This window comes from Phytobacter sp. V91, assembly GCF_965644225.1.
Classification (GTDB): Bacteria; Pseudomonadota; Gammaproteobacteria; order Enterobacterales; family Enterobacteriaceae; genus CBFFRJ01.
In genome coordinates, this window is sequence record NZ_CBFFRJ010000085.1 from 1 (window position 1) to 22,951 (window position 22,951).

General features: G+C 54.7%; 18 protein-coding genes and 1 pseudogene. 7 read left to right on the forward strand and 12 right to left on the reverse strand.

The features are described from left to right. Positions 1 to 58: 58 nt before the first annotated feature. Positions 59 to 268, reverse strand: a complete 210-nt coding sequence (locus tag ACSZO4_RS16960; protein WP_437890189.1) for a hypothetical protein — start codon at positions 266 to 268, stop codon at positions 59 to 61. 12 nt (positions 269 to 280) lie between these two features. Further along, positions 281 to 3,088 (reverse strand): annotated as a pseudogene (locus ACSZO4_RS16965) (RHS repeat-associated core domain-containing protein); the annotation flags it as partial. A gap of 395 nt (positions 3,089 to 3,483) precedes the next feature. Here ACSZO4_RS16965 and eptA point away from each other — a divergent pair. The 3 genes from eptA to pmrB are packed head-to-tail and all read left to right on the forward strand — an operon-like array spanning position 3,484 to position 6,879. Then, positions 3,484 to 5,127, forward strand: a complete 1,644-nt coding sequence (eptA, locus tag ACSZO4_RS16970; RefSeq protein WP_437890190.1) for a phosphoethanolamine transferase EptA — start codon at positions 3,484 to 3,486, stop codon at positions 5,125 to 5,127. Next, positions 5,124 to 5,798, forward strand: coding sequence for a two-component system response regulator PmrA (pmrA, locus tag ACSZO4_RS16975; protein WP_437890191.1), 675 nt, complete (start codon positions 5,124 to 5,126; stop codon positions 5,796 to 5,798). Before eptA ends, pmrA begins: the two co-directional genes overlap by 4 nt. Before the next feature lie 31 nt (positions 5,799 to 5,829). Continuing rightward, positions 5,830 to 6,879 (forward strand): two-component system sensor histidine kinase PmrB, encoded by a 1,050-nt coding sequence (gene pmrB / locus ACSZO4_RS16980; RefSeq protein WP_437890206.1) that lies wholly within the window; start codon positions 5,830 to 5,832, stop codon positions 6,877 to 6,879. A 189-nt stretch (positions 6,880 to 7,068) separates the two neighbouring features. Here the strand turns inward: pmrB and uvrB are convergent, their stop codons facing one another. Next, entirely contained in the window at positions 7,069 to 9,090 is a 2,022-nt protein-coding gene (gene uvrB / locus ACSZO4_RS16985) for an excinuclease ABC subunit UvrB (RefSeq protein ID WP_437890192.1), read from the reverse strand. 752 nt (positions 9,091 to 9,842) lie between these two features. On the opposite strand from uvrB, the gene ACSZO4_RS16990 reads away from it, so the two are divergent. After that, the gene (locus tag ACSZO4_RS16990) at positions 9,843 to 10,565 is read left to right on the forward strand and encodes an ABC transporter ATP-binding protein (protein WP_437890193.1); all 723 of its coding nucleotides are present in this window, start codon (positions 9,843 to 9,845) and stop codon (positions 10,563 to 10,565) included. On the opposite strand, the gene bioD is transcribed toward ACSZO4_RS16990, so the two are convergent. From bioD to bioB, 4 genes are read right to left on the reverse strand one after another with little or no spacing between them, the layout of a single operon-like run. Next, a complete protein-coding gene (gene bioD, locus ACSZO4_RS16995) occupies positions 10,507 to 11,229 on the reverse strand; it encodes a dethiobiotin synthase (RefSeq protein ID WP_437890194.1) in 723 nt (240 codons plus the stop codon). The genes ACSZO4_RS16990 and bioD overlap by 59 nt on opposite strands. Next, positions 11,222 to 11,974: a malonyl-ACP O-methyltransferase BioC gene (bioC, locus tag ACSZO4_RS17000; protein WP_437890195.1), complete on the reverse strand. Its 753-nt coding sequence runs from the start codon at positions 11,972 to 11,974 to the stop codon at positions 11,222 to 11,224. The genes bioD and bioC overlap by 8 nt, the downstream gene beginning before the upstream one ends. After that, a complete protein-coding gene (bioF, locus tag ACSZO4_RS17005; RefSeq protein ID WP_437890196.1) occupies positions 11,961 to 13,115 on the reverse strand; it encodes an 8-amino-7-oxononanoate synthase in 1,155 nt (384 codons plus the stop codon). The genes bioC and bioF overlap by 14 nt, the downstream gene beginning before the upstream one ends. Then, complete coding sequence (gene bioB, locus ACSZO4_RS17010; RefSeq protein ID WP_437890197.1) at positions 13,112 to 14,152, reverse strand: biotin synthase BioB; 1,041 nt, start codon at positions 14,150 to 14,152, stop codon at positions 13,112 to 13,114. Before bioB ends, bioF begins: the two co-directional genes overlap by 4 nt. Positions 14,153 to 14,237: 85 nt before the next feature. Between bioB and bioA the strand changes: the two genes are divergently transcribed. Beyond that, on the forward strand, positions 14,238 to 15,533 hold the full coding sequence (gene bioA / locus ACSZO4_RS17015) for an adenosylmethionine--8-amino-7-oxononanoate transaminase (protein ID WP_437890198.1): 1,296 nt from the start codon (positions 14,238 to 14,240) through the stop codon (positions 15,531 to 15,533). Between the two features lie 117 nt (positions 15,534 to 15,650). Continuing rightward, positions 15,651 to 16,934 (forward strand): putative acyl-CoA thioester hydrolase, encoded by a 1,284-nt coding sequence (locus ACSZO4_RS17020; protein WP_437890199.1) that lies wholly within the window; start codon positions 15,651 to 15,653, stop codon positions 16,932 to 16,934. A gap of 56 nt (positions 16,935 to 16,990) precedes the next feature. On the opposite strand, the gene pgl is transcribed toward ACSZO4_RS17020, so the two are convergent. After that, entirely contained in the window at positions 16,991 to 17,986 is a 996-nt protein-coding gene (gene pgl, locus ACSZO4_RS17025) for a 6-phosphogluconolactonase (protein ID WP_437890200.1), read from the reverse strand. Between the two features lie 149 nt (positions 17,987 to 18,135). On the opposite strand from pgl, the gene ACSZO4_RS17030 reads away from it, so the two are divergent. Then, positions 18,136 to 18,954, forward strand: coding sequence for a pyridoxal phosphatase (locus tag ACSZO4_RS17030; RefSeq protein ID WP_437890201.1), 819 nt, complete (start codon positions 18,136 to 18,138; stop codon positions 18,952 to 18,954). Here the strand turns inward: ACSZO4_RS17030 and modC are convergent, their stop codons facing one another. The 4 genes from modC to ACSZO4_RS17050 all read right to left on the reverse strand — a co-directional run. Beyond that, positions 18,955 to 20,013, reverse strand: coding sequence for a molybdenum ABC transporter ATP-binding protein ModC (gene modC, locus ACSZO4_RS17035; protein WP_437890202.1), 1,059 nt, complete (start codon positions 20,011 to 20,013; stop codon positions 18,955 to 18,957). 3 nt (positions 20,014 to 20,016) lie between these two features. Next, positions 20,017 to 20,706, reverse strand: a complete 690-nt coding sequence (gene modB / locus ACSZO4_RS17040; protein WP_437890203.1) for a molybdate ABC transporter permease subunit — start codon at positions 20,704 to 20,706, stop codon at positions 20,017 to 20,019. Next, positions 20,706 to 21,479, reverse strand: coding sequence for a molybdate ABC transporter substrate-binding protein (gene modA / locus ACSZO4_RS17045; RefSeq protein ID WP_437890204.1), 774 nt, complete (start codon positions 21,477 to 21,479; stop codon positions 20,706 to 20,708). Before modA ends, modB begins: the two co-directional genes overlap by 1 nt. A gap of 212 nt (positions 21,480 to 21,691) precedes the next feature. Next, on the reverse strand, positions 21,692 to 22,951 hold a 1,260-nt coding region (locus ACSZO4_RS17050; RefSeq protein WP_437890205.1), incomplete at its 5' end, for a TonB-dependent receptor domain-containing protein.

Consider the following 22,951-nt stretch of genomic DNA (forward strand, 5'->3'; position numbering starts at 1 on the left):
GGATTCGACACCCATATCAAAACCGGTAACTCTCAACCTTTCAAGGTCAAGTGTCAGATCAAGTCGCGACTAATACACATAACTGACGATTAAATCGCACCTTCCCTAACTCCATAAACACGATGTTTTTCGCCATCATTGCTTGTTCTTGATTGTACTCATCAACCGATCTTCTATAATGCTCAAGTTTGTCACTCGCCCCTACCACTTGAAATAAATCAATTATAAAAACGGCTATAACAGCCAAGAGAAAAATATATCTCATCATCCTGTAACCACCTTATTTAGTCACTTCCAGACTGCTGTTTGGTTCCGCATCCAGTAATTCATTTAATGTCCTCATATCCTCAGCGGAACCAGTAATGCAGCCCTCAGAACAAAAAGGTGCTTGAGCCGATGGTCCAAATGCATTCAAGCAACTATGAGTCCGAAATAGAGAACGCCCGTGTGTTTCTGTTCCTTCATCAGGAACTAAGACTCTACCGTTACGTTTACCAGTATACGCATCATTATCCCAATGCCAATTACCCGTTGGAATAGGCCCTCTGTTGGCTATAGATGTACAATCAGCATTATCTTTACAGCCAGAACCATCACCATTATTTCCCGATGCCACTGAAATGGAAACATCACTATGAGATGCATCGTCTGCTGTACAACTCAGAGTCTTCCCGGCAATACTATATGAGCATTGAGCCAATCCTAACGGATCTACTTTTACAACTGGATTCAATGGATAAATATAAGGATTCCATCCTCCCCGTAATCCAATCGGATCCGGGGTGATATACCGTCCCTGCTGCGGATCGTAGTAACGGTGGCGGTTATAGTACAGCCCGCTTTCCTTATCGTACTGCTGGCCTGGCAGACGGATTAACTGCGCCAGATTATGTGGGTTATTCTCACTGAGTATATTGCCCCATGCATCATAGTCTGCTGACCAGTCGATTGAGCCATCCTGAGCGATAAGCGCCAACGGCAGACCTCGGTGGTCGCAGTGGTACAGATGGATTTGCCGCTCAGGCGTGTATTCCGGCTCTATCTGGTTTTTTATCCGCTCAGGCGTCAGCCCGCAGCCTGCGAGCCACTGCCGGTTCTGTTCGCTGAGTTCCCCGCGCAGCAGTTCCGCTTCCAGATTATCCACCATCGCTGTCAACTCCGGCGGGAAGGTGATATTCGCCTCCTGCTGGAACTTCTCCGCCAGCGTACGGCGGACGGCTTTTGCCTGCTCTGAGGTGGCAGTTTCAATGTGGATTAAGGGGGTAAAACTCCCCGGCAGATATACCCTCTGGATGCGGGTGCTGTCCGTCTGCACGGTGGTCAGCCGGTCGCCGTCATGGCCGTACCAGGTCACTTCCGGTTCGGGGTTCAGCCACAGATACGTCTCGCCGTTCGAATCACGCTGAAGCTGGCTTTTCCATACCCGTTTGCCGGTGCGGCGGCCCGGCGGGTCATACAGATAGCGGCTTTCCGTCAGCGTATTCCCGTTCTGCATCAGACGCCAGTGCGTGAGCCGGTGCTGGTTATCGTACGCATAATGGTGCGTATGGCTCCCGCCCTCGCGGATACGACGTTCATCTTTTTCCGTCAGCCTGCCGTATTCATCGTGGTGGTAAAAATAGTGTTCATCCTCGCTGATGCGGTTATCCCGCCACGCCGCGGGAAGCACCGGGTACTGCGCCCGGTCTGCCAGCCGGTTGCCCGCCGGGTCGGTAAACCAGCGCTGTAACAGGTCGTGCTGGCGGGCGCTGATTAACCGGCCCGTGTCATCATAGCGGTAGTCGCTTTGCTGATGCAGCCCGCTGATGCGGATAAGCTGTCCGCTGTCGTTGTAATCGTATTCCCGGTTAAGCATCGGGTCGCCGGTTATCTGCAGCTGTCGCTGCCCGGCAGTGTTGTAAACCGTATTCTGTTCATACGCCCCGAAGGTGCGCTGCGTCTCCCGGTGCAGGCGGTCGCGGGTAAAATCGACCAGCGGTGTGTCGCCGAGCTTCATGCCTGCCAGATAACCGGAGCCATAGGTCAGCCACTCCACCGAAGGCAGGGCGTCCGGGGTGGTTTTATTCGCCAGCCCCTGGTGATAGTCATGCTGCGTAACGTGCTGCCACAGTAATTCGCCGGTGTCGGGGTGGTTTACCGTCTGTCGCTCGCGGCTTATCCGCCCCTGTTTATCGTAGTCATACTGCACGGCCACCCGCTGGCCGTCGCTGAGGTGGCTGATTGCCGTCAGCCAGCCGCGCTCGTTGTACTGCCACTGTTCTGCCGGTTCGTCGTTTACGGTGCGGTGCGTCAGGCGGTCAGATTCATCGTAGTGCCAGAGAGTGACGAGGCCCTCATCCTCGCTGCGGATTAGCTGTCCGGTGGCGCTGAAGTGGTAACGCTGCGTCCGGCCGTCAAAGCCGGTTTCCTGCGTCAGTCTGTCCAGTGGGTCGTAAGTAAAGGTGGTGGCAGCACCGTTTTCATTGATAAGCCGGATGACCCGTCCGGCCGGGTCATATTCCATTTTCCGCGTCAGGCCGCCGTCGGTGGTGCTGAGCGGGCGGCCTGCCGCGTCATATTCCGTGGTCTGTCTGCGGCCGTCCGGGTAAATAATGGCCGTCAGGTCGCCTGCCACAGTGTATTCATAGCGGGTGTCGCGGCCCTGCGCATCCTTCCGGCGGATAAGCCTCCCGCGCGCATCGTAAGCGAGGTACTGGCTGAGTCCCTCTTCCTGATGGATGACGGTCATCAGACCAAAGCGGTCATACTCATAGCGGGTGACGTAACCAGAGCAGTCGGTAAAAGTCAGCAACTGGCCGTAGCGGCTCCAGGTCATCTGTTTTTTGCTGACGGTGGCGTCTTCAGCTTCAGCGGGCAGCTCGCTGCGCGGGTCGGCGTAAACATAGCGGGTGATATCGCCGCGGCGGGATATGTCCTGCGTCTGCCTGCCCAGGTCATCATATTCCTGGTGGCTGCGCAGTCCGTCAGGGCCGGTAGTGGAGATGCGCTGGCGCTGGTCGTTGTAACTGAACCGGACTGACCTGCCATCAGGTGCGACAATTTCTGTCACATTGCCGGAGCCGATATTCAGCCGGTATGGCGGCCTCCGCCAGACCGGCTATATTCAGCGTAAAACGCACGCCCTGTGCTGGCATAAGACCTCCCTGATACCTGCAACGTATTAAGGCACGCCGAATATTTGCGGCGTCGCTCTCCTGATCGGCAAATATAAAAAGACTTCATGAAGGTGAAACAGACAAACCCGAAAAACAAGCCGTTAAATTCTTTTTCAGAAAATGACCCTGAGTAAATAAACATTACATTCACCAGCTTTATGTAATTCACTAAAAAAACGATTAATCAGCTATTTCAATATGTTAGGCATAATCATGTTATATAATTGAATATAGCGAATAGGATCACCCGCTCTTACCTTAACTTCTTAAGGTTGTCTTAAAGATCGCTCACTACCATGACAGGATTGTTTCAGTCAGGATCGCTGTTATGTCCCATTTTGCTCTGCGTCGGCCCAGCTTAAGCCGCCTGTCCTATCTTCTCGTTTTCGCACTCTATATTGCGCTGATATTGAACATCGACTTTTATCGCCAGGCCTTTGCCTTACTGCCAGTGAATTCCTGGCATAATGCGCTGGTCTTTTTATCGATGCCGGTAGTGGCATTTAGCGTCATGAATATTGTGCTGACGCTGGCCTCTTTTATACGGCTCGACAGCCTGGTATTAAGTCTGTTTGTGCTGGTCAGTGCTGCCGCGCAATATTTCATGATGAGTTTTGGCGTGATTATTGACCGCTCGATGGCGACCAATATTCTCGATACCACCCCCGCTGAAAGTTTTGCGCTCCTTTCTCCGCGAATGATGATGGTGCTGATACTCAGCGGCGTACTGGTCGTGGCAATCGCCTGGTGGGTGAAAATTAAGCCATCGCTCTCCGTCTGGCGCAGCATTATTAGCCGCCTGATTAGCCTGGCGATATCCGCTCTGCTGATCTTGGTGATTGCCCTGCTGTTCTATAAAGATTACGCCTCCTTATTTCGTAATAATAAGGAGCTGGTGAAATCACTGAACCCGTCGAACAGTATTGCGGCATCACTATCCTGGTACAGCCATAACCGCATGGACAATTTGCCGCTGGTTCGTCTTGGCGAAGATGCAAAACAGGATCCGCGGATGCAGCAAGGCCCGCGTAAAAACCTGACCATCCTGGTGCTGGGTGAAACCTCGCGGGCGGATAATTTCTCCCTCGGCGGTTATACACGCGAAACTAACCCATTGCTGAAGCAGGATAATGTCGCTTATTTCCCGAACACTACCTCCTGCGGCACTGCCACGGCGGTCTCGGTTCCCTGCATGTTCTCCGGTATGCCCAGAGAACGCTATGACGATCAACTGGCGCATCACCAGGAAGGGCTGCTGGATATTATTCAACGCGCCGGGCTTCAGGTGCTGTGGAATGATAATGACGGCGGCTGCAAAGGCGCCTGCGACCGGGTGCCCAATCAGGATATGACGAAACTGAATCTGCCCGGTCAATGTATTGACGGCGAGTGTTTCGATGAGGTGTTATTTCATCAACTGGACGATTACATTAATCATCTCCAGCAGGATGGCGTTATCGTATTACATACGATTGGTAGCCACGGTCCGACCTATTTTAATCGCTACCCGCCCGCGTTTCGTAAATTTACACCGACCTGCGATACCAACCAGATCCAGACCTGTAGTCAGGAACAGCTGGTGAATACTTATGATAATACGATTATCTATGTTGACTATATTGTCGACAAAACCATAAAACTGCAGCAAAGCAAGCAGGATAAATTTACCACCAGCCTGGTCTATCTTTCCGATCATGGCGAATCGCTGGGGGAAAATGGCGTCTATTTGCACGGACTGCCTTATTCCATCGCCCCGGATACCCAGAAACATGTGCCGATGCTTATCTGGCTGTCTGAGGATTACCAGCATCGCTACGGGGTCAATAATCAGTGTTTGCAGCAAGAAGCGCAGCAGAAAAACGTTTCCCAGGATAATCTCTTTTCGACCATGCTGGGATTAACCGGCGTCGGGACCAAAGAATACCGGAAACAGGATGATCTTTTGACCGCCTGCCGTGGAGAGCCGAAATGAAAATTCTGGTGGTAGAAGATGATTCCCTGCTGTTGCAGGGGCTGATGCTCGCCATGCAAAGTGAAGGCTACGTGTGTGACGGGGTTACAACAGCCCATGAGGCGGGCTTAAGCCTGGCGACCGGTCACTACAGCCTGATGGTACTGGATCTCGGTCTGCCTGATGAAGATGGCCTGCATTTTCTGCAACGGGTACGCCGGGAGAAATACAGTCTGCCGGTGCTGATCCTCACCGCCCGCGACACCCTCGGCGACCGCATTGCGGGCCTGGACACCGGCGCCGATGACTATCTCATCAAACCTTTTGCCCTCGAAGAACTCAACGCCCGTATTCGGGCGTTACTGCGCCGACATAACAATCAGGGCGATAATGAAATTATCAACGGCGACCTGACCCTCAACGTCACCCGTCGCCAGGTCTGGCGGGATGGTCAGTTGATTGAGCTGACGCCCAAAGAGTATGCCCTGCTCTCGCGACTGATGCTCAAAGCGGGCAGCCCGGTGCACCGTGAAATTCTCTACAACGATATTTACAGCTGGGACAATGAACCGGCCACCAACACGCTGGAAGTGCATATCCATAATCTGCGCGATAAAGTCGGTAAATCGCGCATTCGTACCGTTCGCGGTTATGGCTATATGCTGGTTAATACTACCGAGCGACAGGATTAAGCGGGTGAAAATTAACCTTAAAGGCTGGACCATGCGCCGCCGACTGGTGATGACCATTGGGGTGATTCTGGTGTTATGTCAGTTGGTGAGCGTGTTCTGGCTGTGGCATGAAAGTAAAGAGCAGATCCAGCTGCTGGTGGAAAGCGCAGTTCATAATCACAACAACCATAAGCATATCCAGCATGAAGTGCATGAGGCGGTAGCCAGTTTGCTGGTGCCCAGCCTGTTGATTATTGGTCTTGCCCTGCTGCTGTGTTTACAGGCCGTGAAGATGATCCTGCGCCCGCTTTCAGAGCTGCAACGGGAGCTGGATGCCCGAACGCCGGATAACCTCGAACCCATTACGCTCAATAACTCGGTACAGGAAGTTGAGGCGGTCGAATCGGCCATTAATCAGCTGGTGGGACGCCTGACCCTGACCCTGGAGCGCGAACGGCTTTTCACCGCAGATGTGGCCCATGAGTTACGTACTCCGCTTGCCGGTTTGCGTCTGCATCTTGAGCTGATGGCGAAAACCCACTCGCTCAACGTCACCCCGCTTATTCAGCGCCTGGATCAGATGACCGATAACATTTCCCAGCTATTGCAGCTTGCGAGGGTTGGCCAGTCATTCTCGGCGGGTAGCTACCAGCAGGTGATGCTGATGAGCGATGTTATTTTACCCATCTGGGGCGAGCTGGACACCATGCTGACCAGCCGACAGCAGGTCTTACTGCTCCCGGAGGATAGTGAAGATGTGGCTGTAGCTGGCGATGCAACCTTACTGCGCGTGCTGGTGAGAAATCTGGTGGAAAATGCCCACCGTTACAGCCCGCCAGCGTCAACAATCCGCATCAGTATTGAAAATGGGGAAGCACCGGTAATAGCGGTGGAAGATGAGGGTCCTGGCATTGATGAGTCACGCAGCGGCGAGCTGAGCAAAGCTTTTGTACGCATGGACAGTCGCTATGGCGGCGCAGGGCTGGGGCTGAGTATTGTGACACGGATCGCCCAGTTACATGATGCACAATTCTTTTTGCATAACCGACAACCCACGCCCGGCGTGCGGGCATGGGTGAGGTTCAAACCGGTGTCGCGTTAAGCGCGTTTAATAACTGAGTACCCAGGTATGGCTAAAGGCAATAACAACGACCAGAGATAGCGCGACAGCAACATACTGATAAATGTTTTCTTTTTGCATTCCGAACTCTCCTGAAATTTGCATGAAGAGTACCGGAACAACATTAAGCAAACATTAAGCACCGGTCAGCATTGCGTGACAGATCTCATATTATGACACCGCAATAAAGAGCTCCCGCAGCTGCTGCAGCTTGTCGCGGCATTTTGCCGCTTCCTCAAATTCAAGATTTTGCGCATGCTGCATCATCTGCCCTTCAAGCTCATGAATTTTTTGCTGCAACGCTTTTGGCGTCAGCGCCCGCTCGGCGGCGTCTGCCTGAGCCGGAGTCCGGGATTTTCCGCGGCTCTTCGCCCGGGTTTTAGCGAGGCTTTCCCCAAGGCTAAGAATATCGACCACTTTCTTATTCAGGCCCTGCGGCGTAATGCCGTGATCTTCATTGTACTGATGCTGCTTCTCGCGACGACGCTCGGTTTCGCCAATGGCGCGAGCCATCGACGGCGTGATTTTATCGCCATACAGAATAGCTTTACCGTTGATGTTACGGGCCGCGCGACCAATGGTCTGGATCAGTGAGCGCTCGGAGCGCAGGAAGCCTTCTTTATCGGCATCCAGAATCGCCACCAGCGAGACTTCCGGCATATCCAGGCCTTCACGCAGCAGGTTGATGCCGACCAGCACGTCGAACTCCCCAAGGCGCAAATCGCGGATGATCTCCATACGTTCGACGGTATCGATATCCGAGTGCAGATAGCGCACCTTCTCTCCATGCTCTTCCAGATATTCCGTCAGATCTTCCGCCATCCGCTTGGTTAAGGTCGTCACCAGCACGCGCTCGTTAATGGGTGAGCGTTTGCGAATTTCGGAGAGCAAATCGTCGACCTGTGTCGCCACTGGGCGAACTTCAATGACCGGGTCAAGCAGGCCAGTGGGACGCACCACCTGGTCAATCACTTCATCGCCCGATTTTTCCAGCTCATAGTTGCCAGGCGTCGCAGAGACATAAATGGTCTGCGGTGCGAGGGCTTCAAACTCTTCAAAGCGCAGCGGACGGTTGTCGAGGGCTGAGGGTAAACGGAAGCCGTACTCCACCAGCGTCTCTTTGCGCGCCCTGTCGCCTTTATACATGCCGCCAATCTGCGGAATGGTAACGTGAGATTCATCAATCACCAGCAGGCCATCGGCAGGCAGGTAATCGAACAGCGTCGGCGGCGGCTCACCCGGCCCACGCCCGGACAGATAGCGCGAGTAGTTTTCAATCCCCGAGCAATATCCCAGCTCGTTCATCATCTCCAGATCAAACTGGGTACGCTGGGTCAGACGCTGCTCTTCCAGCAGTTTGTTATTGTCCATCAGCGATTTTCGGCGAATAACCAGCTCGCTTTTGATCTCTTCCATCGCCTGCACAATACGTTCACGCGGCGTGACGTAGTGGGTCTTGGGGTAGACGGTAAAACGGGGGATCACCGATTCCACCTGCCCGGTCAGCGGATCAAACAGGGACAGCCGTTCCACCTCTTCATCGAACAGCTCAACGCGCAGGGCAATATCGTCAGACTCCGCCGGGAAAATATCAATCACCTCCCCACGCACGCGGAACGTCCCGCGCTGGAAAGCCTGGTCATTGCGGGTATATTGCAGCTCCGCCAGACGACGCAGGATTGAACGCTGATCGATAATCATGCCGTTGGTCAGGTGCAGCATCATCTTCAGATACAGATCCGGGTCGCCCAGACCGTAAATGGCCGACACCGACGCCACCACAATCACGTCCCGGCGTTCGAGCAGCGCTTTGGTCGCCGACAGACGCATCTGCTCAATGTGCTCATTCACTGAGGCATCTTTTTCAATAAAGGTATCTGAGCTTGGCACATAGGCTTCAGGCTGGTAGTAGTCGTAGTAGGAAACAAAATACTCCACCGCATTTTCCGGGAAGAACTCTTTCATTTCGCCATACAACTGGGCCGCCAGGGTTTTATTGGGCGCCAGTACCATGGTCGGGCGCTGCAAATCGGCAATCACGTTGGCGATGGTGAAGGTTTTACCTGAACCCGTCACCCCGAGCAGCGTCTGATGCGCCAGCCCATCTTCAAGGCCTTCTTTCAGGCGGCGGATAGCCTCAGGCTGATCGCCAGAGGGGCGAAAAGCAGAATGCAGTTTTATCGGTTTACTCATGTGAACAGCTACCTGATGAAGGAATGAGCGGGCAGGAAAGTAATTTTACTCACCACGCGGAGATTTGCCAGTAATATATACTGGATGAAAAAACAGTGGCATTATCGTGGATCTGTACTAGCCAGGGTCGCAACAGTGTTTGCTGACCATGAAAACCGACCAGACTGGAACAAAACACCTGCCCTTACGGGTTATCCCCAGAACATTTCGTTTTTTAACATTTGTCAAGGGAGGTAATGAAAGTTTTGTGGCAGCGGGTGACACTTTTCTTACAACCATTGCTTTTATTTAACTAATTGATAAAAAACACTTTTCATCAAAAGCCGCCTTTCGCATCAATTCAGGCGCAGGCCGCGTGTTTACTCGCTTATCGCACTTTTTCTAACTCTAATACACAAGGTTATCCACAGGAATAGTGGATAACTCTCTCCAGCCCATGCGCACCCTGAGTCCACAGATTGCTGACTGGCTGTGTTTTTAGCGTCGTAAAAAATTTTTATCGCTTATTTTCGCAGAATAATTGCTAACGAAACGGCAAAACCGCCTGCGATCGTGCTCACATTTTACCCATTTTGCTGCACCATAAGCGTCAGGGTAAGCACTGACAAAGTGCACGGATTTTCGCCATTTTTGGCGAAAAGGGATTTTAAATACCTGTTTTCTCATCCTTATCTGAAAAGCAAACACCTTTTACGTTTTGGCAAGCCTTTTGCAGACTGATCCTGACCTCAAATCGAGAGAAGGAGCGGATTATGTTGAGCTTACGTTCAGTGAACCAGTATTACGGCAATCAGCATACGTTGTGGAACGTCGACCTCGATTTAGTTCCAGGCGTCTGTACCTCCGTTATCGGCCTGCCGGGTATGGGCAAAACGACCCTGATTAACTGCATTACCGGGTTTTTACCCGTTGAAAGCGGCAGTATGGTCTGGCAGGACGCCAGTGGACCCCCACAGGATATGCTGCACTGGCAGGCAGAGCACCGTTCGGCTATGGGCATCGGTTATGTGCCTCAGGACAGGAGGATCTTCTCCCAGCTAACGGTCGAGGAGAACCTGCATATCGCGCTGCTGGCAGGCCCGGCCCCCCGCAATGCGGTAAGCAGTGAAATTTATGATCTGTTTCCAGAGCTTTATGCCTTTCGTCAGGTGAAAGGGAGCGGATTATCGGAAGATAATCAATATCAGCTGGCGATGGCGCGGGCGATGATCAACCGCCCACGCCTGTTGATCCTTGACGAGCCGACCCGGGGTCTGGGCCAGGCGTTTATTCATAAGCTCGGGAATCTGATCGTGCGCCTGAATCAGGATCTGGGCATGACCATTCTGCTGGCTGAACAACACCTGAATTTTATCCGCCGGGTGGCGGATCGGTTCTGCCTGCTGCATCGGGGACGTAACGTCGCCGAGGGGGACGTTAAGCAACTGGACGAGGGGCTACTCTCGCACTGGATGACGCCGGAGTCAGCACGCTGAGATCGAGATAATGACCTTTTTGCGCATCGTCTGGCGCGTGTGAAAGCCAGGGAATTTCCCCGAGCAGAGGGGCTTTCAACACGCGCCGCAGGGTCGCAAGATATTCGTTGTGCCGTCTGCCAGGCGGTTGTACATCATTGGCAATCCATCCGGCCAGCGTTAACCCGGCCTGGGTAATGGCCTGTGCTGTGAGCATGGCGTGATTAATACAGCCCAGTTTAACCCCCACCACCAGAATCACCGGCAGTTGCTCGGCAATCACCCAGTCGGCGAAGGTGTAACTCTCCGACAAGGGGGTAAACCAGCCTCCCGCGCCTTCCACCAGCACCCACTGCGCACTGCTTTCCAGCTGACGTAATCCGGCAGACATCTCCTCAGGCACAATTGGCGTGCCCGTATCAGCGCTGACGATGTGCGGCGAGGTTGGCTCAGCGAAAGTCCAGGGGTTGACCATTGCATAAGGCAACGGCACGCTGCTGTTTTGCTGAAGCGCCAGCGCATCACTATTACGTAGCCCTTCCGGCGTCATCTCGCAGCCCGAGGCGACAGGTTTATATCCCGCGGTACGCAGCCCGCGTAAATTTGCCGCCTGTAGCAATGCGCAGCTGGCGACCGTTTTACCCACTTCAGTGTCCGTCCCGGTCACAAAATAACGTTCAGTCACGGCGGATAACCCCCCAGAATAGTTGATAGCTTAACGGGAAAAGTCCGTTTTCCTGCGGCCAGGCATGCTGCAATTGCTGCAGTTTGCCGCGCGTCAGCCCACCGCTGCGCCCGCCGTGCAGATGGGTTGCGCCAATGCCTTTGAGTGAACGCATGGCTTCTGCGGCATCCGCAAAATGCAGCGTGATAGTTTCCACGCCAGCGGTAAACTGCCAGCCGCGCAGCGCATGGTAAATCTGCATTGGCGGTAAAAAGCGGTTGGCATGCTCCCCGGAATCCACCGCCTGCCAGGCCTGATGCAGCTCCGCTAAAGAGCCTCCGGCAAGGGTCGTGAAGGCAATCTCGCCTCCCGGTCGCACCACCCGGTACAGCTCATTAAGCGCCTGCGGCAGGGAGTTGCACCACTGCACCGCAAGGTTGCTCCAGGCAAGGCAAAAGTGTGCCTCAGGCAGAGGCATGGCCTCGATATCGCCCTGAATATAGTGCTGCGCCGTTCGCTGAAGGCGTGCTTCTTCAAGCATTCGCGGGCTGAGATCCAGCGCCGTCACCTCTGCGCCTCGCTGCTGCCAGTGATGCCCGGTAGCGCCCGGGCCACATCCGGCGTCCAGCACCTTGCGGACAGGTAGCTCACCAAGACGCGAGAGCAATAATGCCGTGCTCTGGCGCTGTAGCCCATCATGCTGGCGGTAGTGCGGTGCTGCCCGGCCAAAGGCATCAGCTACGGCCTGTTTGTTAACCGGCGTCATGCAGCAGCTCCAGCAACTGGTGGATATCTTCAGGTTCGTGGGCGGCAGTAAGCGTCAGCCGCAAACGCGCCGTGCCGGATGGCACCGTTGGCGGACGGATCGCCGTCACCCAGCATCCTCGTTCGCGCAGGGTACTGGCCAGCCCCAGCGCCCGGCTGTTTTCTCCGACAATCAACGGCTGGATCGCGCTGTTTGATGCGGTGACCTGCATCCTGAGCGACGCCGCCCCCTGGCGAAAGTGGCTAATCAGGCTGGCCAGTTTTTCTCGCCGGGCCATCCCCTCTTCACCCCGAATCACCTTAAGAGATGCGCAAAGCGCCAGCGCCTGGGCAGGCGGCATCGAGGTGCTGTAGATAAGATGGCGGGCAAACTGCGACAGATAGTCGGCCACCGACGCGCTACAGAGTACCGCAGCCCCACTCAGCCCCACGCCTTTACCGAAAGTGACCACCAGAATGTCCGGTTTCACCTGCTGGGCATCACAACTGCCGCGCCCTTCGTCGCCCCACACGCCTATCCCGTGGGCATCATCGACCATCAACCAGCCGTTCGCCTTACGGGTTGCCCTGAGGATATCGGCCAGCGGCGCGCTATCGCCATCCATGCTGAACACCCCTTCAGTCACCACCAGTTGCTCTGCGCTTAGCGGTTTTTCCAGCAGGCTCGCCAGATGGGCAGTATCGTTATGGGCAAAACGACGCAGCTGTGCCGGGCTAAGGCTCGCCGCTTCCAGCAGTGAGGCATGGCTTAGCCTGTCGGCAACAATACGATCCTCTTTCGCCATCAGGGCGGTGATCACCGCCTGATTAGCGGCAAAGCCGGAAATAAACAGGAGGGCGCGCGGGTATCCCAGCCAGTCGGCCAGCGTCTCTTCTGCCAGAAGGTGCGCCGTGGTGTAACCGCTGACATGCCCGGAACCGCCGCTGCCGACGCCGTACTGTTCGGCGCCCTGCTGCCAGGCGCGGATCACCGCCGGGTGAGTACTTAATCCCAGGTAATCGTTGCTGGAGAAATTGAGGTAGCGCCGCGTGTCCTGCACCAGCCAGCGCCCTGCCCCCTGACTCACGCACTGGCGGGTACGCAGGGCATCGCTCTGGCGACGGGAGGCGATTGCCTCGTCGATACGCTGCTGCCAGCTCATACAGCGGCAGCGTTGTAATACTGATCGGTATCGGCATGCAGCAATTGCTGCTCCAGCCGATGCTGCTGCTCATTGTCGCCATTGAGGACTTCCGTCTGCTGGGGGTTAATCCCCAGTTTGCGGAACAGCTGGACGTCTTTGTCCTCTTCCGGGTTCGGGGTCGTAAGCAATTTGCAGCCGTAGAAAATGGAGTTTGCCCCGGCCATAAAGCACATCGCCTGGGTCTGTTCATTCATCTGCTCGCGCCCGGCGGAGAGGCGGACATGGGAGGCTGGCATCATAATGCGCGCCACGGCAATGGTGCGGATAAAATCAAAGGCATCCACATCCTCGGTTTCCGCCAGCGGCGTTCCCTTCACCTTCACCAGCATGTTGATCGGCACACTTTCCGGTGGCGTGGGTAGGTTTGCCAGTTGCAGGAGCAATCCGGCGCGGTCTTTGACCGTTTCACCGAGTCCGACGATGCCGCCGGAGCAGACTTTTATCCCGGCGTCGCGCACTTTGCCCAGCGTATCCAGGCGCTCCTGATAGCTACGGGTGGTGATAATATTGCCGTAGAATTCCGGCGAAGTATCGAGGTTATGGTTGTAGTAATCCAGCCCGGCATGGGCCAGCCGCTGCGCCTGACTTTCACTGAGGGTACCGAGCGTCATACAGGCTTCAAGGCCCATTGCTTTCACCCCTTCCACCATCTGCTCCAGATACGGCATATCGCGATCGTTGGGATTCTTCCAGGCGGCCCCCATACAGAAACGGGTCGATCCGGCATTTTTCGCTTTCCGCGCCGAGTCCAGCACTTGATCGACCTCCATCAGTCGTTCGGCTTCCAGCCCGGTTTTGTAGCGTGCGCTTTGCGGGCAATATTTACAGTCTTCCGGGCAGGCGCCGGTCTTGATCGACAAAAGCGTACTGACCTGAACCTGGCGGGGATCAAAATGCTGGCGATGCACGGTTTGTGCCTCAAACAGCAGTTCGAGAAGGGGTTTGTTAAAAAGTTCAGTGACCTGCGACAAAGTCCAGCGTGCGTGGTGAGCCATTGGCATCTCCAAAATATGTTAATACGTCGTTATTCGGTGTAGAATGGTAAACCTAAATGTTTTTAATTTGGTTTACAAGTCGATTATGACAATGGACGATCTCAGCTTTGACCAGCGCCATATCTGGCACCCGTACACCTCGATGACCTCTCCCCTGCCGGTTTACCCGGTGCACTCGGCGGAGGGCTGCGAGCTGATCCTCAGCGGCGGCGAGCGCCTGATCGACGGCATGTCATCCTGGTGGGCAGCAATCCATGGCTACAACCACCCGGCGCTGAATGCGGCGATGAAAGCGCAAATTGACAGCATGTCGCACGTGATGTTTGGCGGGATAACCCATCCCCCGGCGGTGGCGCTGTGCCGAAAACTGGTGGCGATGACGCCAGAGGATCTGGAGTGCGTCTTCCTCGCCGATTCCGGTTCGGTGGCGGTGGAAGTGGCGATGAAGATGGCATTGCAGTACTGGCAGGCGAAAGGTGAGCCGCGCCAGCGTTTTCTGACCTTCCGTAATGGTTACCATGGCGACACCTTCGGGGCGATGTCGGTTTGCGACCCGGATAATTCCATGCACAGTCTCTGGCAGGGTTATCTTCCCGAGAACCTGTTTGCTCCCGCGCCGCAGAGTCGTTTCGACGGTGAGTGGGACGAACGCGATATGGTCGGTTTTGCCCGCCTGATGGCAGCCCATCGCCATGAGATTGCGGCGGTTATTCTCGAACCCGTGGTACAGGGCGCAGGCGGGATGCGGATGTACCATCCCGAGTGGCTTAAGCGCATCCGTAAAATGTGTGACCGGGAAGGCATTTTGCTGATTGCCGATGAAATCGCCACCGGCTTTGGTCGTACCGGCAAGCTGTTTGCCTGCGAGCATGCGGGTATTGCGCCGGATATTCTGTGCCTGGGTAAGGCGCTGACCGGCGGCACCATGACCCTTTCAGCGACCCTGACCACCCGCCAGGTCGCGGACACCATCAGCAACGGTGAGGCTGGCTGCTTTATGCATGGCCCTACCTTTATGGGCAATCCGCTGGCCTGTGCCGCGGCGACCGCCAGCCTGACCATACTGGAAAGCGGCGAGTGGCAACAGCAGGTCGCGGCCATCGAGACCCGCCTGCAGGCAGGGCTGGAGCCAGCAAAAGCGAGCCACAATGTCGCTGACGTGCGCGTACTGGGCGCCATCGGCGTGGTGGAAACAACCCATCCGGTGAATATGGCGGCCCTGCAACGCTTCTTTGTTGACCAGGGGGTGTGGATCCGCCCGTTCGGTCGGCTCATTTATCTGATGCCGCCTTATCTGATTTCTCACTCGCAACTCACACGCTTAACCGATGCCGTGAATGCCGCAGTGCAGCGTGATGAACTGTTTACCCCTGCTGTTTAGTTAAAAATCGATGGAATTGAAGCTGATTTGCACAATCGGCTTTCCGTTTCGCTCAACTTAGTATAAAAAAGCAGGCTTCTGAGGAATTCATTTAAACTTGCACAGCTGGAGCACCCCTTGAACACATTCTCGGTTTCTCGTCTGACGCTGGCACTGGCTTTTGGCGTGACATTGACCGCCTGTAGCTCAACGCCGCCGGATCAACTGCCTTCCACCCAAACTGCACCGGGTACCGCCTCTCGTCCGATCCTGACGGCTGGCGAAGCGAAACACTTTGTCGCGGCGAATTACTTCGCCTCCATGACCCCGAACGCAGAAGCATGGCGTCCGTTCGCCATCCGTCTGCCGACGCAGGCAAACTTTGTCGTTGGCCCGGCAGGCACCCCAGGGGTGACGCACACCACGATTCAGGCCGCGGTTGACGCGGCTATCAGCAAGCACGCCAGCGATCGCCAGTATATCGCCGTCATGCCGGGTGATTATGAAGGCACGGTGTTTGTCCCTGCCGCTCCGGGCAGCATCACGATTTACGGTACCGGCGAGAAAGCGCTGGACGTGAAAATCGGCCTCGCCATCGACTCCGAAATGGACAGCACCAGCTGGCGTAAACTGGTTAACCCATCAGGCAAATACATGCCGGGCAAACCGGCCTGGTATATGTTTGACAACTGCCAGAGCAAGCGTACCGCGACTATCGGCGTGATGTGTTCTGCGGTCTTCTGGTCACAGAATAATGGTCTGCAACTGCAAAACCTGACCATCCAGAATACCCTGGGCGACAGCGTGGATGCTGGCAACCACCAGGCCGTAGCTTTCCGTAGCGATGGCGACAAAGTTCAGTTGAATAACGTCAATATTCTGGGTCGTCAGAACACCTTCTTTGTGACCAACAGCAGCGTGGATAACACCCTGCGTACCGATCGCCAGACCCGTACTCAGGTGACCAACAGCTATCTGGAAGGCGATGTGGATATCGTTGCCGGTCGCGGCGCGGTGGTGTTTGATAATACCGATTTCCGCGTAGTGAACTCCCGCACCCAGCAGGCAGGCTATGTGTTTGCGCCAGCGACCCTGGCTAACATTTATTACGGTTTCCTTGCCACCAACAGCCGCTTTACCGCTGCGGGCAACGGTGTGGCGCAGCTCGGCCGCTCGCTGGATGTTGATGCCAACACCAATGGCCAGGTTGTGATCCGTGACAGCATGATTAACGAAGGCTTTAACGTGGCCAAACCCTGGGCAGATGCTGCCGCTTCCGGTCGCGCTTTTGCGGGCAATACCGGTGCCGTGGATGATAAAGGCAACGTCCAGCGTCAGCTGAACGACAGCCGTTTCAACCGCGCCTGGGAATTCAATAACCGTGGCGTGGGTAGCCAGGTGATTGTTGAGCCGAAGAAATAAGTGATGTGCTGAATGTAAAAAACCTCGCCGCGGCGAGGTTTTTTTATGCCTGTCGCTTAGTGAGCGTTAACCACCACCCACATTGGCCCCTGGCCTACCGCATAGCGGGATTTTTCCGTCAGCAGACCCTGCGCGCCGGTAATTTCGTACAGTGCGATATGGTGTGACTTCTGCCCGGCAGCAATCAGGAATTTACCGCTGTGGTCAACGTTAAAGCCGCGTGGCTGGGTTTCTGTCGGCTGGAAACCTTCGATAGCCAGTACGCTGCCATCTTCGGAGACGCTGAACACCGTAATCAGGCTGGCGGTGCGATCGCAGGCATACAGGTGACGTCCGTCCGGCGTGATATGAATATCTGCCGCCCAGCGGGTGTCGGTGAAATCAGCGGGCATCATGTCCAGCGTCTGCACACATTCGATCTTACCGTGCGCATCATTCAGCTGCCACACATCGACTGAACTGTTCAGTTCATTGACGCAGTAGGCAAAACGCTGATTCGGATGGAATGCAATATGACGTGGGCCAGCGCCTTCAACGGTGGTCACTTCCGCAGGCTCCTGCGGCAACAGATTACCGTCTTCGGTCAGGGTAAACAGGCAGATACGGTCCTGTTTCAGCGCAGGCACCCACAGAGTACGGTTATCCGGGGAGATATTGGCTGAGTGGCAGCCTTCCAGCCCTTCCACCACGTCGAGGGTTTCGGTGGGAATGCCATCATCAAGCTTCGTCACGCTGACGCAGCCGGCATTGTAGGAGCCACTAAACAGGAAGCGACCGCTGCGATCGGTAGAAATATGGGTCGGGCTACCCGGCAGTGATGCTTCGGCAGTAAAGGTCAGCGCGCCGTCGTCCGGCGCAATGCGGTACGCGATCACGCGAAATTCCGGGCGTACGCCCACATACAGATAGCGTTTGTCAGGACTGATAACCATCGGCTGGACCTGGCCGGGCACATCAACCACCTGCACCAGCGTCAGGGTACCCTCAGGATTCAGGCGCCAAACGTGGATTTGCTGACTTTCCGGGCTGGCGGTATAAACAGTTTGCTTCATGAATACTCCTTTCCTCAATACTGCGATAATTTACCAGGATAGCCTTTTTTCGTGGTGAATGCAGAATTTCGCTGGCGGATTTTGTACCGGACGCGACTCGGTGTACCATCCCCGAAAGCTAAAATTCACCATTGACCACGGAAAACGCCATGACCTCGCGAGTGATTGCCCTGGATTTAGACGGAACCTTACTGACCCCCAAAAAAACGCTTCTCCCCTCTTCGCTGGAAGCGCTCGCCCGGGCCAAAGCAGCCGGGCACCAGTTAATTATTGTCACCGGACGGCATCACGTTGCCATCCATCCTTTTTATCAGGCGCTGGCCCTTGATACACCTGCAATTTGCTGTAATGGCACTTATTTGTATGATTATCAGGCAAAAAAAGTGTTAACCGCCGATCCGCTGCCTGTTTCACAGGCTATCTCACTGATTGAGATGCTGGAAACTCATGATGTGCACGGGCTGATGTATGTCGATAACGCCATGCTCTACGAAAAACCTACCGGTCATGTGATCCGTACCAACAACTGGGCGCAAACCCTGCCCCCGGAACAGCGCCCGGTGTTCACCCAGGTTGACTCCCTGCGCGCGGCAGCAAGCTCGGTAGAGGCTATCTGGAAGTTTGCCCTGACCGACGAAGACACCAGCAAACTGCAACGCTTTGCCCATACCGTAGAACAAACGCTGGGGCTGGAGTGTGAGTGGTCATGGCACGATCAGGTTGATATTGCCCGCAGCGGCAACAGCAAAGGCAAACGTCTGAGCGAGTGGGTAGCCTCACAGGGTCTATCGATGGCGGATGTGGTGGCCTTTGGCGATAACTACAACGACATCAGTATGCTGGAAGCGGCCGGGCTGGGTGTGGCGATGGGCAATGCCGATGACGCGGTAAAAGCCCGCGCCAAAGTGGTAATTGGCGATAACACCACCGACAGCATCGCCAGCTTTATCTACAGCCACCTGCTCTGATCAGGCGGTGATAGACACGCTCTTAATTTGCGCGTACAGCCACAGGCCAGGTTTAACGTTCAGTTCATCTCTGGCCCAGGGGCTGATACGCGCCCAGAGCGTGCGACCCGCGACATCCAGTTGCACCTCAACCTGCCCGTCAGCGTCATATTGCTGTACCACTTTTGCCCGCAGGATATTGCGGATACTGGTATTAACGGGGGGTTGCAGCACCAGAGAGACATCCGTCGCCTGAACGCGAATGCGCACGGCGGCCTGTAGCGGGCGATCCAGTTTATTGACCCAGAGATGCTGATCCCCCAGCGCCAGGGCTGACATGGCGTAGTGCGGATGGTGCTCCAGTACCGTGACTTTCAGCACACTGCTTTGCTGCTCCTGAGGAAGCCAGGGGTTCATCACCCGACTTCCCCAGACATCCTCGAGGTTACCGAAGGCTTTGACCTCGCCGGACTCAAGCACCATGACCTTATCCGCCAGATGCAGGATCTCATCCAGCGAATGACTGACATACAGCATCGGGATATTGATCTCTTTTGCCAGCCGCTGCAAATAGGGCAGCAGTTCGCGTTTGCGCGGAATATCCAGCGAGGCCAGGGGTTCATCAAGCAGCAGTAGCTCCGGCGCGGTCAGCAGGGCGCGCCCAATGGCGACGCGCTGTTTCTCACCGCCGGAAAGACCGCCTGGCAGCCTGTCCAGCAGTTGCTCGATGCCAAGCAACGCCACCAGCTTATCGAACTGACCAACCATCGACTTCGCCATGCCATAGCGTAAATTACCCAACACCTTGTAGTGCGGGAACAGACGGGCATCCTGGAAAACGTAGCCTATACGCCTTTTTTCCGGCGGCAGGCAGATCTTGCTTCCGGCGTCGTAGAGCACGCGCCCGTTGAGGACTATCTTCCCTTCTTCCGGACGCGTCAGGCCGCTAATGGCGTTAATTAATGAGGTTTTCCCCGCACCCGACACCCCGAAGATGGCGGTGATCCCGCTGGCGGGCAGCGTTTCGTTCAGGCGCAGCTGATGGGTGCCCAGCGTCTGGGTGAAATTAAGCTCCAGCATAAATTATCTCCCAATCCGTTCGCGGCTAAGACGGGCCAGCCATTCTGAAATCAACAGAGAGATGAGCGCGAGTACAATAGAGATGGCGCACAAACGGGCGGCAGCTCCCTCACCGCCGGGCATTTGAATCAGGGTGTACATCGCCGAAGGGATGGTCCGCGTTTCTCCGGGGATGTTGGAAACAAAGGTGATGGTTGCCCCAAACTCACCCAGAGAACGGGCAAACGCCAGCACCGTACCGACAATAATGCCGGGAAAGGTTAACGGCAGCGTGATCGTAATAAAGACTCGCCAGCGCCCTGCCCCTAAAGTGCGGGCAGCCTGTTCCAGTTTGGTGTCGACCCCTTCAAGCGCCAGACGAATAGCGCGCACCATCAGCGGGAACGACATGACGGCAGCGGCCAGCACCGCCCCACGCCAGCTAAAAGCGAAGGTGATACCAAACCAGTCAAAGAGTTTCTCACCGATAAATCCTCGTCTGCCCATGGCAATCAGCAGCAAATACCCCACCACAACCGGGGGAAGAACCAGAGGAAGATGCAGGAAACTGTCGAGAAGGGCTTTGCCCGGGAAGGTGCAACGCACCAACAGCCAGGCAAAGAAGATCCCAAAGGGCAAACTAAAAAGAACCGCAAGGGATGAAACTTTCAGGCTCAGCAGCACAGCCTGCCATTCGGGATCCGTTAATATCATTAGTGTGTCGTAAATCCGTAACGTTTGAACACAGCGGAAGCTTCCGGGCCTTTCAGATAGTCGTAAAACGCGCTGACAGTGGCGTTTTTATGACCGTCCGTAATGGCAATCGGGTATTCCACTTTCTTATGAGAGTCTTGCGGGAAAGTTCCGACCACTTTCACCCCTTTGCTTGCAACAGCATCAGAACCGTAGACGATCCCCAGCGGGGCTTCATTACGTTCAACCAGCGCCAGAGCACCGCGTACGTCCTCGGCTGGCGCAAGGCTCGGGGACAAGGTTTCCCACGCACCCAGCTTCTGTAATGCTTCTTTGGCATAAATACCCGCCGGAACGTGATCCGGGTCGCCAACCGCCAGACGGCCGCCTTTCAGCAGGCTTGACCAGTTGGTTTTGGCATCAATGGTGATGTTGCCCTGAGCGCTTTCTTTCGGCGCCACGACCACCAGGCTGTTACCCAGCAGGGTTTCGCGGGTCGCGGTATCGATATTTTTCTTCTCAACCGCGTAATCCATCCATTTCTGATCGGCAGAAATAAACAGATCCGCAGGTGCGCCGGCTTCGATTTGACGCGCAAGCGTAGAAGAGGAGGCAAATGAAGAGACTACCTCGACGTTTTTCTCTTTCTTATAGGCTGCCGCAATATCCTGCATCGCGTTGGTCAGGGAGGCTGCCGCAAACACTGTAATTTTGCCTTCCTCAGCCAGTGCATGTCCGGCGACGGAAAGCGATAAAGTTGCCCCAGCAAAAAGGCGTAACCATGTACGTGCCATCTGTAACTCCTGTGAGTGTCGTTATGTATTGCAAAATATAACGATATCACCACCGGGTTCCTGGTGTAAGATCATATTTATCAGGAATTCCAATGACTAATTGAGTATCGGCAGGAAGTGCGGGGACTTGAATAGCAAAACGCCCGCAGATGCGGGCGTCTGACTGCTGGCAAACCTCACGTTCTGCGTGAGGTCAGCGCATTTTTACAAAATCAGAAATTCACATTAACAGAGAGCCAGTAACTCCTGCCTGGCATCACATATCCGCTTGTTGAAGCCGAAGATGTAAAGTAATCACCTGCTGTCGTGGTTTGACTTCCGACAGGGAATACATAAGTTTTAGTGAAATCCTTATCAAGGAGGTTGTTGACTGCACCGTTTAGCGTGACATCTTTAGATATTTTATACGCCCCGCCAAGATTAAACACGGTATAGGATTTAAAGTTTTCCCCAAGATTGTCATACACCACCTTATTTGCCGCGCTGAGGTTATCGTAGTTTTGGGTAAAGCGTGCTGTTTTTCCCCGATACTCTGCTTTCAGCCAGGTAGAAAACTTATCATTAACATTCCAGTTAAGACGGGCATTTGCCATGTGTTTTGGTGTATTGGTAAGACGAGCTCCCTTGTTATCACCATCCTTCTGCTCGCTGTCAGTAAATGTATAATTCACATTCAGTGACCAGTCTTCTGACCATAACGGTAAGGTCGTGGCCAGCTCCACACCCTGGGTAATTGCTTTACCAACGTTGACATAAGTACTGGTGGTATCGTCAATGGATTCACTGCTGATTTTATTTTTAAACCGGTTATGGAAGAGCGTCGCGTTCGCACTGAAGCCGCTAAAGTTCTCGTAATAAATACCCAGCTCAGTGTTAACGCTTTTTTCAGGTTTCAAATCAGGATTACCAACAGTGGTGATCGTACCCTGTCCGGTGACGCCACTAATACCATTATGTAACTGGGAAAGTGACGGTGTTTTATATCCGGTACTGACCCCTCCTTTGACAGTAATATCCTCATGAGCATCCCATACCAGATAAGCACGGGGACTGACGTGACCGCCAAAAGTCTCCTGATACTCATAGCGAGCCCCATAAGTTAATGCCAGCGGATCGACAATACGCCATTCATCCTCGCCAAAAAAAGACCAGGAGTCCTGTTCAAATTCATTCCCCTTATTGGCAAGGACAATGCCATCTTTCATTCTGGCATTCCAGTATTGCCCTCCGATGGTGGCCAGATGACTGTCGCCAAGCGGAGCAACAAGTTTGGAGTCCAGAATAATATTCGTATTCCTGAGCAATCTCTTTTCACCGGCTTTACCGGAGTCCGCAGGAACAGATGCTTTTGTTATCAGACGGCCTTTGTTTTCCGTCTGATTCCAGGAGAGAGAAGAGTAAGTATCCTCCGGCAGAGCCGGAGGCTTTAGGGTGAGCGCCTCAAAGGCGCCGACAAACCATGAGCCGCCCAA